A 14,158-nucleotide genomic window follows, 5' to 3' on the forward strand; every position below is an offset into this window, starting at 1 on the left:
TCGCCGGACCTACTGTCGGCGCATGAGCAGGTTGCCCCGGCGGAACCGCTCCTCTTCCTGCGGTTCGCGCAGCATCCGGCCGACCTCCACGAAGTCGGCCTTGCGCGCCAGCGCGGCCAGGTCGTCGATCGGCCACCGGTAGGCCGGCGTCACCTTGTGGTCGAACATCGTCGTCGGCCCGCCCTCGGATTCGAAGAAGCCGAGCAGGAGGTGACCGCCCGGGGCCAGCACCCGGCGGAACTCGGTGAAGTACGGGGGCAGTTCCGCCGGAGGGACGTGGATGAGGGAGTACCAGGACAGGATGCCGCTGAGTTCGCCGTCGGCCACGTCGAGGGCGTCCATCGAGCCGACCTCGAAGCGCAGGTCGGGATGGGCGGCGCGGGCATGGTCGATCATCGCCGGGGACAGGTCGACGCCGAAGGCGTCCAGGCCCAGGTCGCGCAGATGCGCGGTCGTGTACCCGGGGCCGCAGCCCACTTCGGCGACGGTTCCGGCGCCGTCCGCACGTACGGAGTCGGCGAACGCGGCGAGCACCGCGCGGTCCAGCGGCACCTGGGCGAGCGCGCCCTGGGCGAGCTCCACGTAGGGAGCCACCACGGCGTCGTAGGCATCCGCTGTCGCGCTGAGGTAGGCAGGTCGTTCGGTCACGGCCCACGACTCTAGTGGGCGGATCGCGACGATCCGGGCGTTATTCGGCGACGACGATGTAGAAGGTGACGGCCGCGAGGAACGGGCCGCGGGCGAGGTGGTCCAGCCAGTGCCGCGCCTGCTCCGCGGTGAAGTACCCGGCGGCCACGGCGCGCTGGGTGGTGCGTTCGAGGCCGAGCACCTTGTCGGCGGCCTGCACGTCCCGGAACACCGGGGTCACCGGGATCACGGTGGGCACGGAGAACCCGGCGTCGGTCGCGAGCCGGGCGAGCCGCCTGCCTATCCCCGCGTTCTTGATCACCTTCTCGGCCACATGACGGGTGTAGGCGAGCGAGAGGTCGTCGTCGGGGTGATCGATGGCCAGGGTGTTCCAGTCGGGCTCGCCCATGACCAGCCGTCCGCCCGGCCGCAGCACCCGGCGCATGTCGTCGAGCGCCCGGACCGGGTCGGCGACGTGTTGCAGCACCCGGTCGGTACGGGCCCGGTCGGCGGTACCGTCCGCCAGCGGCAGGTCGTGGGCGTCGCCGAGGCAGATGTTCACCGTGGTCCGGCCGGCGGTGCGGTCGCGTGCGGCGTCGATCATCTTCTGGTCGCGGTCGACGCCGATCACCGCTCCATCGGGAGTCACCGCCTCGGCGAGCGACGCGAGGTCGGTGCCGGGGCCGCAGCCGATGTCCAGGACCGTCTGCCCGGCCCGGACGTCGAGTTCGTCGAGCATGCGCCGCTTGTAGGAGCGGCCCAGGTCGGTCACGGCGAGCCGGTCGAGGTAGGAGACGCGGTCCGGCGTGGTCGCTTCGAACGCTGATGAGCTCACGGAGGCCAGTCAACCAGCCGGCTCGAGACTCACCGAAAATGGCGTGATGGGGAGCGTAGTAAGCGATCAGCCCGAGAACGCTGGTTCGTGAAATCTTCGAACTATGAGCGTGACAACCCGTCAGCCCACACTTGTCATCGTCAGCGGCCCACCCGGAACGGGCAAGACGACTCTCGCGCATGCGATCGCACGGGCGGTGGGCTGTCCGGCGATCTGCCGGGACGAGATCAAGGAAGGCATGGCGCATGCCGTTCCCGGATTCACGGCAGGTCCGGGCGACGAGTTGAGCGCACGGACGCTGCCGGCGTTCTTCGGTGTTCTGGAGCTGCTGTTGAACGCAGGGGTGACCGTGGTCGCGGAGGCCGCGTTCCAGGATCGGTTGTGGCGGCCCGGGCTGGAACCGCTCCACGGCCTGGCGCGCCTGCGCGTCGTGCACTGCCTCGTCGACGCGGACGTCGCGTTCTCCCGGAAGGTACGGCGCTGGGAGGAGAATCCACTGCGCCGCGCACACGAGGGCACCCGGCCGGAGAACGCCGCGATGCGGGCACAGCGGCACAACGCGTTCGACCGGGTTTCGGTGGACGCCCCCTGGATCGAGGTCGACACGACGGACGGCTACGCCCCCGGCCTCGACGAGATCGTGGCATTCGTCAACGGCTGAGGCTCGAGTTCGGCGGAGGTCTCAGCTCACCAGGCCGTTGCGGTAGGCGTAGACCACCGCCTGCACGCGGTCCCGCAGGTCGAGCTTGGTGAGGATGCGCGACACGTACGTCTTGACGGTCTCGTGGCTGATCACCAACCGCGCGGCGATCTCGCCGTTGGACAGGCCGTCGGCGATGAGGCGCAGGACCTCCAGTTCGCGCGGGGTCAGCGCGATGTCGTCCGGTGCGGTCTCGGCGGGGCGGATCCGCGCGGCGTACCTGCCGACGAGCTGCCGCGTCACCTCGGGCGCCAGCAGCGCGGCGCCGGTCGCGACGGTACGGATGCCGTGCAGCAGCTGCGCCGGTGGCGCGTCCTTGAGCAGGAACCCGCTCGCCCCCGCGCGCAGCGCCTCGTACACGTACTCGTCCAGGTTGAACGTCGTCACCACGAGCACCTTGACGGGATGCTCCACCTCGGCGCCGGCCAGCAGGCGGGTCGCCTCGATGCCGTCGAGCACCGGCATCCGTACGTCCATCACCACGATGTCCGGGTTGAGCCGGCGGGCGAGGTCGACCGCGGCGCGACCGTCCCCGCACTCGCCCACCACTTCCAGGTCGGGTTGCGCGTCGATGATCGTGGCGAACCCGGTGCGGATCAGGGCCTGGTCGTCGCAGACCAGGACCCGGACCGGCGCGGTCACGAGGGGCTCCCCGCGGGGATGCGCGCGCGTACGACGAAGCCGCCGTTCGCCTGCCGGTGGGCGCTGAACTCGCCGCCCAGAGCGTCGACCCGCTCGCGGAGCCCGGCGAGACCTCGCCCGCTCCCGCCGGGAGAACCGCTCCGCGCACCGGAACCGTCGGTGCCGACCTCCACCGTGATCTCCTTCTCGTGATAGCGCACGTGAACCGAAGTGCGGCTGCCGTGTGCGTACTTGAGCGCGTTGGTCAGTGCTTCCTGCACCACCCGGTAGGCCACGAACTCGGCGCTGCCGGCCGACTCCGCCGGCCCGCCTTCCTCGGTGAACTCCACCGGCGTTCCACCGCCGTCACAGGTCCGGGACCCGCCGGAAGTCGATCACTGGGCGAGCGTAGCGGTCGGCGTCGTCCGCCCACCGAGCCGTCGAGGCACCAGGTTGCCGTGCCGGTGAGCCAGCCACAGGAACGCGATCGTCACCAGCACACGAACACCGCGAGCACGGCCGTCGCGAGACCCAGGATCAGGCACAGAAGCGCATTGTCCTGTACCGCGCTCACGGGCTGCCCGCCGGCGAAGGCGACCACCACTACGGGCACGAGTTGCTTCAACAACCGCATGACGGCTCCCGTGTGAGATTCCGTTGGGATCCCGCGGCCGGGGCGCCGCGGCGACGTCGAGAACGCTAGGGATTCGACGGCCTGGAATCGTCACCGCGCGGTGGACACTCTCAGGTAGCTCGCACGGGGGATGGTTCGGTGCGGCGTTCTGGCGGAGGATGGGGACGTGATCGGTGACCGCTGGGGCGTGAGCGAGAGCGAGACCCTGCGCTCGTATCCCTGCGACGACTTCGTCACCTCACCCGTGCTGCAGGCGTGGCGGGGCGTACGGGTCGAGGCGCCCGCCGAAGCGGTGTGGCCGTGGGTCGTGCAGGTACGGCTCGCCCCGTACTCCTACGACTGGATCGACAACCTCGGCCGCCGCTCACCGCGGGAGCCGGTGGACCTTCCGGAGCCACGGGTCGGCGACCGGTTCACCACCGCCGCCGGCGGGCGTGAGCTGGGCCGGATCGTCTCGGTCGATCCCGGGAGACAGCTGACCGCCACCATCATGGGCGCCTTCATGTCCTACGTCGTCGTGCCCGAGGAGCAGGACACGACGCGCCTGCTGCTCAAGGTCGTCATGCGGACCGCCCGCTGGGCGGCACCCGGACTGTCCGTCGGCGACCTGATCATGGCTCGCCGGCAGCTGCTGAACCTGAAGCGACTCGCCGAGCGTCACCGGCGCTGATCGGGCTCATTCGGTGGGGAAGCGCTGCACCCAACGGCGCTGCCAGGGGGTCTCGACGGCCCGATGATGGTGGTGCTCGCGGGTCCAGGCGACCGCGTCCCGCCGGTCGAGACCGGCCAGCACGGCCAGGCACGCGATGACCGTACCGGTGCGGCCGACACCGCCTCCGCAGGCGACCTCCACCGCGGCGCCCGCCCTGGCCCGCTGATGCAGCGCGCGGATCCGCCGGACGGCCTCGTCGCGGTCGGGGGGCAGCAGGAAGTCGGGCCAGTCGATCCATTCGTACGGCCACCGCAGACCGCTCTCATGGCGGCGGATGAGCCGCGTGGAGCCGAGGTAGAGACCGAAGTCGGGTACGCGCCCCGCCGGCAGTGGATGACGCAGGCCACGACCGCGCATCCACGAACCGTCGGGGAGCTGGAAGCCACCCGTGAGCGGCGCGCCGTCGTGCCCGTCTGTCGTGTCGGCCATGCCGCTCAGCATGACAGCGAGAGGCTCCCCGGCGGTCGATCAGTCCCGGTCGGGCGTCGGGTTCTTGCGTCGCGCCAGGAGCAGGGTCGGGACGAGGGCCAGTACGGCGAGACCGAGCGCCCAGGCGAACGCGTGATGGAAGGCACCGGACGGTTCGTGCGTCGCGGCGAGCCGATGTTGGAGGATGATCGCGAGCACCACGGTGCCGAACGATCCGCCGACCTGCTGGAAGATCCGGCTGGCGCTGGTGGCCGCGGCCATCTGCTCGGCGGACAGCTCGCGGTACGTGGCGGTCATCGCCGTCATCAGCACGGCTCCGATGCCCGCACCGCTCACGAACAGGGCCGTGCCGAGGAGCAGCTGGCTGGTGTGCGGGCCCGCGAGGGCGTACGGGATCGTCCCGACGGTGACCATGGCCATTCCGGTCAGGGTGAGGGATCGCTCGGCGCCGGTCCGGTCGATCAGCTTGCCGACGAACAGCAGGCCCAGGGCCGAGCCCAGCGCGCGGGGCGCCAGCAGCAACCCGGCGTGCAGCACACTGACGCCACGCGACTGCTGGTAGTAGAGCGGCACGAGGAACATCGTCCCGAACAGCGACCCGCCCAGCAGGAACAGCAGGGTGGAGGCCGCGCTGAAGGACCGGATCCGGAACAGCCGTAGGTCGATGACGGGCGTGATCCGGGCGCGTAGCGCGTGGACCACGTAGGCCACCAGCAGGGCCACGCCGATAGCGAGAGCGACCGGCACCGCGCCGCCGGTGAGGCTGCCACGGTTGCCGGCCTCGGAGAGGCCGTACATGAGGGCGGCCAGCGCGGGCGACAGCAGGAGGAGACCGAGCCCGTCCAACCGGGCGGTGGCCTGACGCGGGCCGTCGGCCGGCACCGTCCACCACGCCATGAGCAGGCCGAGCAGGCAGATCGGAATGTTGATGTAGAACGCCCAGCGCCAGCTCAGTTCGTCGATCAGCAGGCCGCCGATCACCGGGCCGAAGGCGGGCGCGAAGCTCCCCGGGACGGCCACGAAGACCATGGCCCGGCCCATTCGCTCGCGTCCCGCCGCCTGGGCGAGGATCGTGCGGGCCAGGGGCAGCAACATCCCACCGCCGAGGCCCTGGAGCACCCGGAAGGTGACCAGGCTTCCGACCGACCACGCCGCGGCGCACAGCACCGAGCCGCCCAGGAACGTCGCCAGCGAGAACAACCACATCCGGCGGGCCCCGAAACGCTCGATCGACCAGCCGGTGAGCGGGATGACCATCGACAGGGCCAGCAGGTAGGCCGTATTGACCCACTGGATCGACGTCACCGGCGCGTCGAAGTGCCGGGCGAGGGGCGCGATCGCGACGTTGGTGATCGTCGTGTCCATGCCCGAGGCGGCCGAGCCGAGCATGAGGGTCAGCGCCAGCCTGATCAGCGCGGGATCGAGGCGGTCGGACGGGGGCGCCTGAGGTTCGGGCCTCCCGCGCCGGCGCGACTGAGGAGCGGAGCGAGTCATGGCGAGCCTCCACGAGACTAGACGGTTCAGTTCCGTTCCGGGAGACTAGACTGAACCGTCTCGTCTAGCAAGTGATAGAGTGCGGCCATGCCTCAGCCGACAGCGCCGCCCGGCCGGTCCGCCGCCAAGCACGAGGCGATCCTGCGTGCGGCGACCGAGGTGTTCCTGCGAGACGGCTATGCGCGAGCGAGCGTGGACGCCATCGCCGCCACGGCCGGCGTGGGCAAGCAGACCGTGTACGGGCACTTCGGCGACAAGGAACGCCTGTTCCTCGCCGTCGTCGCGGAGGCACGCAAGGCGACGGGCGTGGCCCCCGAGGACCTGGGCACGCTCGTCCCCGACACCGGCGATGCGCGCGCCGACCTGCAGAGCGCGGGCGAGCGGCTGCTACGGGCCATACTCGCCCCCGAGAACATGGCCCTGCACCGGCTGACCATCGCGGAGCTGACCCACCATCCGGAGCTGCAACGGTCCTGGCGCGACGACGGCAACAGCCAGGCCATCAGCGATGCGATCGCCACCTACCTGACCGAACGCGACCGTCGCGGAGACCTCGCCGTACCCGACCCGCCGCTGGCCGCGCGCCAGTTCATCATGCTGCTCAGCACCGAGGGGCAGGTGCGCTCGCTGCGCGGCGTACAGACTCTCGCCGAAGACGAGATCCGAGAGATCGCCCGCCAGACCACCGACCTGATCGTCCGAGCCCACCGACCGTCCTGAGCCTGGTCACCGGCGAACAGGGCACCGCTGAGGCGGTCGGGAGTCGCCTCCAACCTGAGGTTTCGTCTACTCTCCTGCCGATGGACGACTCCCCCTGTTTCTGTCTCCTCTGCTCGCCGCCTCCGGAGGGGCCGGCCTGGGAGGAGCGCGACAGCCGCATCGCCAAGAGCGTCACCGACGCCGGCTGGCACGTCATGGGAGTCGGCGGCGGCGACGCGCCCGCCGACTGGGCCTACTCCATCGGCCTCTGGCACACGTTGCGCAGCCCCGAGGTCTGCGTCTTCGGCCTGCCCGTACGGGTCGGGATGCCGGTGGTGAACTCCGCCGGCGCGGGGATCCGCGACGGCCTCCCCCTCGAACCGGACCAGCGCAGGGACGACGTCCTGAACAACTACGAAGTGGCCGTTCGCCCCGTGCACTCCAGCTGGTACTACGACTTCTTCGGCGCCGGCCTCGACTTCTACCAAGTCCCTCCGCTGCCGGTCACGCAACTGTTCTGGCCGGACAAGTCCGGACACTTCCCCTGGGAGGACGGGGTGGACGACTACTGCCGCACCTGCCAACCGCTGCTGTGGATCCCCAAGGGAGAGACCGAAGGCCCGTGGTCCCAACTCGACTGAACGGTCAGCCGCGCTCACGCTGGTCTCTAGTCGTCGGTGGCGCGGTCCCTGATCGCGGCCTCGATCCGCAGCCCCACCCCTGCGATGACCAGGAGGATCGAGGCGAGCTCGACTTGCACCCGAGGGGAGAGGACGTCCAGCAACAGCAGAACCCCGGACACCAACAGGGCGAGATTGCCTGCGGTTCGCACCGTCGCGGCAGGGGATCCGACTCGGCTCTCTGAACCCATCTGGTCAGTAGACCACGACCGGCGAACGTTCAGCGGATGTGTTCCAGCGACGCCTCATCGACGATGTTCCGGTAGTAACAGGTAGGTCGTGGCGCGCCCGAGGGCGACTGAGTGTGGCAGGCCCCGCCTGTCGTCCGGCGTACGACGTAGAGAAGAGAGTTCTGTTCGCAGTTGACGCGGATGTCGACCAGCGCCAACGTGTCGCCGGAGGTCGCGCCCTTTCGCCACAGCTCGTTGCGGGAGGTCGACCACAGGACCGCGATCCGCTCACGCAGCGAGACCTCCACGGCTTCCTGGTTCGCGTAGCCCACGAAGAGGACGTCACCGCTGTCTTGGTCCTGCAGGACGACGGGAAGGACGTCAGCGCCGGTCGCGGCGACCTTGGCGAGCTTGCCGAAGTCCAGTTCGAGCGCGGTGCCTTCTTCGAGTTCGTTCACCCGCCCATCTTGCCAGGCGATGTGGCCGGTCGCCCTCACCGAGACGGACGTCAGAGCCAGCCGGCATCGCAGGAATGCGGCGGATCCCGTCGGTGAGGGTCTGCGCCGGGGCGTCCTTGACGATGAACCCCTGAACGTGGACCTTCAACGCCCGAAGGAGGTTGCCGGGCTGGCTGAGGCCGGTGAATTTCACGGGCCGGTCGGCGGGCGGGCGTCGCCGTCAGCGGGAAGCGCGCCGCGCGTCACCGTGCCCGGATGCCGTCGAGGATGAGCGAGATGACGTCCGCGGACTCCGCCTCGATCTCGGGGGAGTGCCACTCCTCGGCGTGCATCGGATCGTGGAAGCGGCTGGTCGCGTTCAAGATGGCTCGCGCGATCACGTCCGGCTCACCCGCAGCGAAGTCGCCACTGGCGATGCCGTCGACGACGATGGCGCCGATCTGGGCGAGCAAGAAGGCGACATGGCCGGAGGACACGGTGCTGTGCTCCGCCGCCAGCACCCGGAAGGTGGCGAAGAGCTCCGGGTCCTCCCTCGCCTTCGCCCATTTCATGGCGAACATGGTGGTGAGCAGGCCGCGCAACCGGTCGGGCGGGGCCAGTGCGGAGTCCTGAACCGCCGCGGCGAAATCCTCACGCACCCCGTCGAGCCAGCGCCGGATCACGGCCTCGCGCAGTGCGGCCTTGGACGGAAAATGCCGGTACACGCTCCCGTGGCTGACTCCCAGCAGCCGCGCGACATCGAGCACCGTGCTCTTTTCCGGGCCGTGGCGGCGTAGCACCTCCTCGGTGGCCGACACGATCCTCTCCGCGTCGAGAGGCTCTCCGCGCATCAGATCTCCCCTGTGTCGTCAGACCTCCGCAGCCAGGAACGTACGTCAATGAAGTGACGGATGTCAAATTCTGTCATCGTGTTATCTGGATGACAAATATCGACATCTGTCACCTCCACTATGTATCGTGTGGCCGCAACGCCAGCAGGCACTGACAAGGAGGCACGCTCATCAGCACCCCAACTGCTTCACTCGCCGGCCGTACGGTGGCCCGGGTCGGCTACGGCGCGGCCCAGCTCCCCCGCCTGCACGACCGCCGCGGCGAGGCCGTCGCGCTGTTGCGCCGCGCGGTCGAGCTGGGCGTGAATCACGTGGACACCGCCGAGTTCTACGGCTTCGGCTTCGCCAACGCCGTGATCCGCGAAGCTCTGCGCCCCGAAGACGGTGTTCTGGTCGTCACCAAGGTCGGCGCCGATCCCAACCCGGGCGGGCGGCTGCCGCTGCGGGCCGCACAGCGGCCGGAGCAGCTGCGGGCCAGCGTCGAGGACAACCTGCGCAGCCTCGGCGTCGACCAGCTCCCCGTGGTCAACCTCCGGCGCCTCGACTCCGGTCCGGGGCTGCGCCCCGAGGGCTACCAGGTGGTCGATCTCGACGACCAGCTCGCGGTCATGACCTCGCTGCGCGACGAGGGCAAGATCGGCGCGATCGGCCTGAGCAGCGTCACCATCAACGGCCTGCGCCGCGCCCTGCCGGCCGGCATCGTCTGCGTGCAGAACGCGTACAGCCTTGTTTCCCGTGACGACGAGGACATGCTGCGGCTGTGCGCGGCCGAGGGCATCGCGTGGGTGCCGTTCTTCCCGCTCGGCGGGGCCTTTCCGGGCCTGCCGAAGGTCACCGAGGAGCCGGCCGTCCACGCCGTGGCGGAGTCGCTGGGCGTCACGCCCTCCCAGGTCGGCCTCGCTTGGCTGCTGCACCACGCCCCGCACGTGCTGCTCATCCCCGGCACGGCCGACCCCGCCCACCTGGAGGCCAACATGGCGGTCGGCGAGCTGACCTTCGACGATGCGACCCGCGACACCCTCGACGCGGTCGAGTCCCGCTCCAACGAAGTCACGCTCGGCTGACGGCACGACAAGGACGGTTCATGAAGGCGATCACCTACCGCGACAACGGCGGCCCCGGCGTGCTTCAGCTCGTCGACCGTGACGTGCCCGTGCCGGGCCCCGGCGAGGTGCGCGTCCGGGTCGCCGTGTCCGGGGTCAATCCGACCGACTGGCAGGCCCGCTCCGGCGCCACCGGTCCGAAGGCGTTCCCAGAGGTCACGCCGCACCTGGACGGCGCCGGAGTGATCGACGCCCTCGGTGAGGGGGTCGACCGGAGCCGGCTCGGTGAGCGGGTCTGGCTGTTCCTGGCCGCCGCCGGGCGGCCCACCGGCACCGCCGCGGAGTTCACCGTCGTGCCCGCCGAGCAGGCCGTACCGCTGCCCGACGCGGCCGGTTTCGACATCGGCGCCTCACTCGGCGTCCCCGCGCTCACCGCGCACCGCGCGCTCACCGTCGCCGAGGACGGGCCGCGTCGTCTGCGGCCCGGCGCGCTCGACGGCCGGGTGGTGCTCGCCGCGGGTGGCGCCGGGGCGGTCGGGCACGCGGTGATCCAGCTCGCCCGGTGGGCCGGTGCCACCGTGATCAGCACGGTCAGCGGCCCGGAGAAGGCCCGGCTGGCCACGGCCGCCGGCGCCCACCACGTGATCAACTATCGCGAGGGCGACCCGGCCGCCGAGATCCGCGAGATCGTCCCCGACGGCGTCGACATCGTCGCCGAGGTGGCCCTCGGCGCGAACCTCGCACTGGACCTGGCCGTGCTGCGAACACGCGGCACGATCTCCACCTACGCCAACGACGGCGGCAAGCCGGTCGAACTCGCCGTACCGCAGAGCATGGTGCTGAACGCACGCTTGCAGTTCCTGGTGCTCTACACGGCCGGGTCCGAGGCGCGTGCCGCGGCCGCCGAGGACGTCGCCGCAGCGGTCCGCGACGGCGCCCTGCCGGTCGGCGAGGAGCACGGCCTGCCGCTGGTCCGCTTTCCGCTCGGCCGCACCGCCGACGCGCACCGGGCGGTGGAGAGCGGCACGGTCGGCAAGGTCCTGGTGGACGTGACGTGGTGACGTCCAGCCGGCCACCGCACGAGTCGCCGGACGGCACCGTCGGCGCAGGTCGAAGATCGCAGCCGATCTAATCTGACCTCGTGGTCGGCTTTCTGATCCTCCAGGCCTTTCTAGGCATCGTCGTGCTGGGCGTGTTCGCCCTAATCCTGCCCGGCTTCGTGGAAGCGATACGCGATCGCAAGCCCGGTACGGCCTTCGGCAGTCTGGTCATCATGCTTGCCATCGCGGGAATCGGCTGGGGAATCTTCACGGTCGCTTCGCGCTACAAAGAGATCGTCCCCACCCGGGTCGACCGCGCCCGCGCGGTGAACTGCACAGCCGACATCCTCAGGGCGCGGGACTCGCGTTCCCGGCTCAACGGCGATTCCGTCTACCGCTTCCACGTGCGGGTAAGCACTCCCGGGAAAGCCCCGTACGAGACCGACAGTACGGCCGCGGTGTCCCCACTGGTCGCCGGAGGCAGCGGTGCGGGCCGGACCGGATACGCATGCCGCGCCGATCGCGACCACCCCAAGAAGGTGGAGATCCTCTGGGACCACCCGATGCCCTGACCGCCGAGAGTCGAGCAGGGTTGTCGTCCGATCGCCAATGGCCTGTTAATGGCCCGGGTTCGGCACGTGCGAAGCAGACAGGCCTCCTCGCTCATAGGCGACGAGGTCGGCCGCCGCGGCCAACCGCTCAACGGCTTCGGCGGTCCAGGCGCCGTCAACGATCATGACGACGTGGTCTATCCCCAACTCGGCGAAGGCCGCGCAGCGCTCGGCGACCGCTGTCGGGGTTTCGCCGGGCTCCAGGCGGCTGCTCACGGTCTTTTCGATCTCACCGAACGGACGGCCCACTGCCTCGCAGTGCCCGGCGAGCACCGCGAGTTTGCGTCGCAGGAGGTCCCCCTGCCCGGGAATGTCGAACAGGTTGCAGGCATCGGCATAGGTCGCCACCAGACGTAGCGTCTTCTTCTCGCCGGCGCCTCCCACCACGATCGGCGGATGCGGACGGCGCAACGAGTTCGGCCGATTCGTGGGATGTTCCAGCCGGTAGTGCACGCCCTCGAACGGTGCCTCCACACCGGACCACATCTGCCGGGCCAGCCGTAGCGTCTCCTCCAGCCGCTCGAACCGTTCCGCGGTCGGCGGCAGCGGCAGTCCCATCGCCCGCGCCTCGGTCTCGTTGTGGCCGGCGCCGACCCCGAACCATGCTCGGCCACCCGACAGCACGTCGAGGCTGGTGACGGCCTTGATCAGCAGACTCGGCGGCCGAAAGGTCACCGCTGAGACCATGACACCGAGGCGGACACGCTCGGTCCGGGCCGCCAGGAACCCCAGGGCGGTGTAGGCCTCGAGCATGTCGTCGCCCGTTGTGTCATACGGATTGGCCTGGATCAGGTGATCTCCCACCCACACCGTGTCGATACCGGACTCGTCGGCCGCGCGTGCCACATCCAGCAGCGAACGGCCGATGGATTCCGGGCCGGCAGGAGAGGTGAAGTTCCCGATATTGATGCTGAACCGCATGGATCCAGCCTGCGGCCCCGCGTCCTGCCACGCGTCGTCCAGCCGGAGACAGTCACCGTACGCCGCCTGCGGTAGAGCCCAGCCGGAGAAGGTGTCGAGTGATTTCGGCGCGGACCCGCCCGGCGGGAGCGGGAACTCCAACGTTCCCGCTCCCGGCGAACCCTCGTGTCCATCCTGTTCCGCTCGGGGCGGATCAGGTGAAGTTGACGCCGTTCATGGTGGGCTGGAGTGTGCCCAGGACGAGGCTGTCGCAGATCGGTGGCTGGTAGCCGTCGTCGAGACCGTGGTAGGTGAGCGGGATCCAGGTGCTGTGCCAGGCGACGCCGAGGCCGTCGGTGGTGCCGCCGGGGCAGCCCTTCGTGGTGTGCCACTTGGTGCCGGCGAAGGCCGAACGCCCGGGTCGTAGCGTGATGGTCGTGCCGGCGCCGGGGTAGTTCATCTGGGTCGCGGGAATCGCGGTGTAGTTGTTCCGCCCGCCCTTCCCGAGCGGTGTCCAGCCGGCCGGCAGGTAGCAGGTTTCGCTGGATCGGTTGGTGAGGATCAGTGTGGCGATCGCCTTTTCCGCTGCCGTTTCCGATCCCAAATCGTTGAGGCCGGGATCTTGAAGCTGCAGTTCGGCATTGAGTTCGGATCCCATGCAGCTCGGCGTATCGCCATGACTCGTGTTCGCCGCCGCTTTCTGGTCACCGGCGCTATTGGCGGACGACGACATCTTCCCTGACGAACCAGATGCCACAGACGCCTTGCCATCGGCGTTGCAGCCGGTCAGAGCGACAGCGATCATTCCACCACCACAGGCCAGAGCAGCGGCCGTACGCAGGTTCTTGAACTGCATTGGTAAAACCTCCCCGGATATTTACTGACTCGGTTAGTCCGATGTCCGATAACGGCGCAAAGGTTCGCCGGATTATCCGGCTTTCTGCCGTGACGGTCGTCACACGAACCAAGGAGGCCGGCAGTGCATCGTATTAACAAGGCACCGAGAGTGAGCTCCCCTCAGGCCGTACCGAGGGTAACGATCAGTCCGCTGATCTGGAGTTTTTGCGCTGGTTGGCGTTGAAGCGCGCTTTCTTCTGGCGATTTCCGCACGTGTTCATGTCACACCACTTGCGGGTGCGACTTTGGCTGGTGTCGAAGAAGGCGGCTTGGCAGGTCGGCGAGGCGCACAAGGCCAATCTTCCGTCTCGTTCGCCTGCGATGATGCTGATCGCGTCGGCGGCGATCACGCTGAGGGCGTCTTCCACACAGGAAGCCGAGCTGAGCCGCCATTGCCGCTTACCCTCGGCCGTCAGGATCGCCGCGGCCCGACCCTGAGCGCTGCGGTCGTTGATGACTTGGACAGCGGATGCGGGGAGAGCGTCCTGGATCGCGGCCGCCGTCGCGGCGGCGTGAATCGACTCCCTGAGTTCCCGAGCGAGGTCGAGCTGGGCGGTGGTGCAGGAGTCCACGGCGAGGCCGTTCACCGCCAGCCAGTCGACGAGCCGCTGCGGCGTGGGAATGCGCTCCACGACGTTGCCATGACGCTCCGACAGAGTCCCCGTGAAGCTGGTCGCCAGCACATTACCGAGGCGGAAGTCAGGGAACCCGGCACGCATGGAACCACCTTAGCCGGTTGCAGGGTGGCTCGGAGACCTGCTAGAACCGCCTTAGCCGG

General features: G+C 69.5%; 20 protein-coding genes. 7 read left to right on the forward strand and 13 right to left on the reverse strand.

The annotated features are described in order from the left end of the window. Positions 1 to 9: 9 nt before the first annotated feature. Positions 10 to 648: a class I SAM-dependent methyltransferase gene (locus ACQEV1_RS50345; RefSeq protein ID WP_285625054.1), complete on the reverse strand. Its 639-nt coding sequence runs from the start codon at positions 646 to 648 to the stop codon at positions 10 to 12. Between the two features lie 40 nt (positions 649 to 688). Further along, a complete protein-coding gene (locus tag ACQEV1_RS50350) occupies positions 689 to 1,462 on the reverse strand; it encodes a methyltransferase domain-containing protein (protein ID WP_433405097.1) in 774 nt (257 codons plus the stop codon). 103 nt (positions 1,463 to 1,565) lie between these two features. Between ACQEV1_RS50350 and ACQEV1_RS50355 the strand changes: the two genes are divergently transcribed. Then, on the forward strand, positions 1,566 to 2,123 hold the full coding sequence (locus ACQEV1_RS50355; protein WP_433405100.1) for an AAA family ATPase: 558 nt from the start codon (positions 1,566 to 1,568) through the stop codon (positions 2,121 to 2,123). Between the two features lie 21 nt (positions 2,124 to 2,144). Here ACQEV1_RS50355 and ACQEV1_RS50360 read toward each other — a convergent pair whose 3' ends face one another. The 3 genes from ACQEV1_RS50360 to ACQEV1_RS50370 form a co-directional block, all read right to left on the reverse strand. Next, positions 2,145 to 2,804 (reverse strand): response regulator, encoded by a 660-nt coding sequence (locus tag ACQEV1_RS50360; protein WP_285625046.1) that lies wholly within the window; start codon positions 2,802 to 2,804, stop codon positions 2,145 to 2,147. Beyond that, positions 2,801 to 3,133: an ATP-binding protein gene (locus ACQEV1_RS50365; RefSeq protein WP_432705593.1), complete on the reverse strand. Its 333-nt coding sequence runs from the start codon at positions 3,131 to 3,133 to the stop codon at positions 2,801 to 2,803. The genes ACQEV1_RS50360 and ACQEV1_RS50365 overlap by 4 nt, the downstream gene beginning before the upstream one ends. 140 nt (positions 3,134 to 3,273) lie before the next feature. Further along, positions 3,274 to 3,417, reverse strand: coding sequence for a hypothetical protein (locus tag ACQEV1_RS50370; RefSeq protein ID WP_433405104.1), 144 nt, complete (start codon positions 3,415 to 3,417; stop codon positions 3,274 to 3,276). Positions 3,418 to 3,583: 166 nt separating this feature from the next. Between ACQEV1_RS50370 and ACQEV1_RS50375 the strand changes: the two genes are divergently transcribed. Then, positions 3,584 to 4,087: a hypothetical protein gene (locus ACQEV1_RS50375; RefSeq protein WP_285582811.1), complete on the forward strand. Its 504-nt coding sequence runs from the start codon at positions 3,584 to 3,586 to the stop codon at positions 4,085 to 4,087. Between the two features lie 6 nt (positions 4,088 to 4,093). On the opposite strand, the gene ACQEV1_RS50380 is transcribed toward ACQEV1_RS50375, so the two are convergent. Together ACQEV1_RS50380 and ACQEV1_RS50385 are read right to left on the reverse strand one after the other, a co-directional pair. Then, positions 4,094 to 4,558: a protein-tyrosine phosphatase family protein gene (locus ACQEV1_RS50380; protein WP_433405107.1), complete on the reverse strand. Its 465-nt coding sequence runs from the start codon at positions 4,556 to 4,558 to the stop codon at positions 4,094 to 4,096. Positions 4,559 to 4,597: 39 nt separating this feature from the next. Beyond that, positions 4,598 to 6,052, reverse strand: coding sequence for an MDR family MFS transporter (locus tag ACQEV1_RS50385; protein WP_433405110.1), 1,455 nt, complete (start codon positions 6,050 to 6,052; stop codon positions 4,598 to 4,600). Positions 6,053 to 6,139: 87 nt separating this feature from the next. On the opposite strand from ACQEV1_RS50385, the gene ACQEV1_RS50390 reads away from it, so the two are divergent. Next, positions 6,140 to 6,772: a TetR/AcrR family transcriptional regulator gene (locus ACQEV1_RS50390; protein WP_285625032.1), complete on the forward strand. Its 633-nt coding sequence runs from the start codon at positions 6,140 to 6,142 to the stop codon at positions 6,770 to 6,772. A gap of 80 nt (positions 6,773 to 6,852) precedes the next feature. Beyond that, positions 6,853 to 7,392 carry a DUF4262 domain-containing protein gene (locus tag ACQEV1_RS50395; protein WP_433405113.1) on the forward strand — a complete coding sequence of 180 codons (540 nt, stop codon included), beginning with the start codon at positions 6,853 to 6,855 and terminating at the stop codon, positions 7,390 to 7,392. 26 nt (positions 7,393 to 7,418) lie between these two features. Here the strand turns inward: ACQEV1_RS50395 and ACQEV1_RS50400 are convergent, their stop codons facing one another. From ACQEV1_RS50400 to ACQEV1_RS50410, 3 genes are all read right to left on the reverse strand, one after another. Further along, a complete protein-coding gene (locus ACQEV1_RS50400; protein WP_433405116.1) occupies positions 7,419 to 7,556 on the reverse strand; it encodes a hypothetical protein in 138 nt (45 codons plus the stop codon). Between the two features lie 95 nt (positions 7,557 to 7,651). Next, a complete protein-coding gene (locus ACQEV1_RS50405) occupies positions 7,652 to 8,059 on the reverse strand; it encodes a phosphoribosyl-AMP cyclohydrolase (RefSeq protein WP_433405118.1) in 408 nt (135 codons plus the stop codon). Positions 8,060 to 8,301: 242 nt separating this feature from the next. Then, positions 8,302 to 8,889 carry a TetR family transcriptional regulator gene (locus tag ACQEV1_RS50410; protein ID WP_433405121.1) on the reverse strand — a complete coding sequence of 196 codons (588 nt, stop codon included), beginning with the start codon at positions 8,887 to 8,889 and terminating at the stop codon, positions 8,302 to 8,304. Between the two features lie 206 nt (positions 8,890 to 9,095). Here ACQEV1_RS50410 and ACQEV1_RS50415 point away from each other — a divergent pair, with 206 nt between their 5' ends. The 3 genes from ACQEV1_RS50415 (at position 9,096) to ACQEV1_RS50425 (ending at position 11,544) form a co-directional block, all read left to right on the forward strand. After that, entirely contained in the window at positions 9,096 to 9,953 is an 858-nt protein-coding gene (locus ACQEV1_RS50415; protein WP_433405124.1) for an aldo/keto reductase, read from the forward strand. A 20-nt stretch (positions 9,954 to 9,973) separates the two neighbouring features. After that, the gene (locus ACQEV1_RS50420) at positions 9,974 to 10,993 is read left to right on the forward strand and encodes an NADPH:quinone reductase (protein ID WP_433405126.1); all 1,020 of its coding nucleotides are present in this window, start codon (positions 9,974 to 9,976) and stop codon (positions 10,991 to 10,993) included. A gap of 80 nt (positions 10,994 to 11,073) precedes the next feature. Beyond that, positions 11,074 to 11,544, forward strand: coding sequence for a hypothetical protein (locus tag ACQEV1_RS50425; protein ID WP_433405129.1), 471 nt, complete (start codon positions 11,074 to 11,076; stop codon positions 11,542 to 11,544). A 45-nt stretch (positions 11,545 to 11,589) separates the two neighbouring features. Here the strand turns inward: ACQEV1_RS50425 and ACQEV1_RS50430 are convergent, their stop codons facing one another. The 3 genes from ACQEV1_RS50430 to ACQEV1_RS50440 form a co-directional block, all read right to left on the reverse strand. Continuing rightward, positions 11,590 to 12,504, reverse strand: a complete 915-nt coding sequence (locus ACQEV1_RS50430; RefSeq protein ID WP_433405132.1) for an LLM class F420-dependent oxidoreductase — start codon at positions 12,502 to 12,504, stop codon at positions 11,590 to 11,592. A 193-nt stretch (positions 12,505 to 12,697) separates the two neighbouring features. Next, on the reverse strand, positions 12,698 to 13,339 hold the full coding sequence (locus tag ACQEV1_RS50435) for a DUF4232 domain-containing protein (RefSeq protein ID WP_433405134.1): 642 nt from the start codon (positions 13,337 to 13,339) through the stop codon (positions 12,698 to 12,700). Positions 13,340 to 13,523: 184 nt separating this feature from the next. Next, positions 13,524 to 14,099: a CGNR zinc finger domain-containing protein gene (locus ACQEV1_RS50440; RefSeq protein ID WP_285625005.1), complete on the reverse strand. Its 576-nt coding sequence runs from the start codon at positions 14,097 to 14,099 to the stop codon at positions 13,524 to 13,526. Between the last annotated feature and the right edge of the window lie 59 nt (positions 14,100 to 14,158).

Source organism: Actinoallomurus sp. CA-142502 (genome assembly GCF_050936355.1).
Lineage (GTDB): Bacteria > Actinomycetota > Actinomycetes > Streptosporangiales > Streptosporangiaceae > Actinoallomurus > Actinoallomurus iriomotensis.

Coding starts and splice junctions, on each gene's coding strand:
- ACQEV1_RS50355 (WP_433405100.1), top strand. CDS start 1,566: ATGAGCGTGACAACCCGTCAGCCCACACTTGTCATCGTCAGCGGCCCA.
- ACQEV1_RS50370 (WP_433405104.1), bottom strand. CDS start 3,417: ATGCGGTTGTTGAAGCAACTCGTGCCCGTAGTGGTGGTCGCCTTCGCC.
- ACQEV1_RS50380 (WP_433405107.1), bottom strand. CDS start 4,558: ATGGCCGACACGACAGACGGGCACGACGGCGCGCCGCTCACGGGTGGC.
- ACQEV1_RS50385 (WP_433405110.1), bottom strand. CDS start 6,052: ATGACTCGCTCCGCTCCTCAGTCGCGCCGGCGCGGGAGGCCCGAACCT.
- ACQEV1_RS50390 (WP_285625032.1), top strand. CDS start 6,140: ATGCCTCAGCCGACAGCGCCGCCCGGCCGGTCCGCCGCCAAGCACGAG.
- ACQEV1_RS50395 (WP_433405113.1), top strand. CDS start 6,853: ATGGACGACTCCCCCTGTTTCTGTCTCCTCTGCTCGCCGCCTCCGGAG.
- ACQEV1_RS50410 (WP_433405121.1), bottom strand. CDS start 8,889: ATGCGCGGAGAGCCTCTCGACGCGGAGAGGATCGTGTCGGCCACCGAG.
- ACQEV1_RS50420 (WP_433405126.1), top strand. CDS start 9,974: ATGAAGGCGATCACCTACCGCGACAACGGCGGCCCCGGCGTGCTTCAG.
- ACQEV1_RS50430 (WP_433405132.1), bottom strand. CDS start 12,504: ATGCGGTTCAGCATCAATATCGGGAACTTCACCTCTCCTGCCGGCCCG.
- ACQEV1_RS50435 (WP_433405134.1), bottom strand. CDS start 13,339: ATGCAGTTCAAGAACCTGCGTACGGCCGCTGCTCTGGCCTGTGGTGGT.
- ACQEV1_RS50440 (WP_285625005.1), bottom strand. CDS start 14,099: ATGCGTGCCGGGTTCCCTGACTTCCGCCTCGGTAATGTGCTGGCGACC.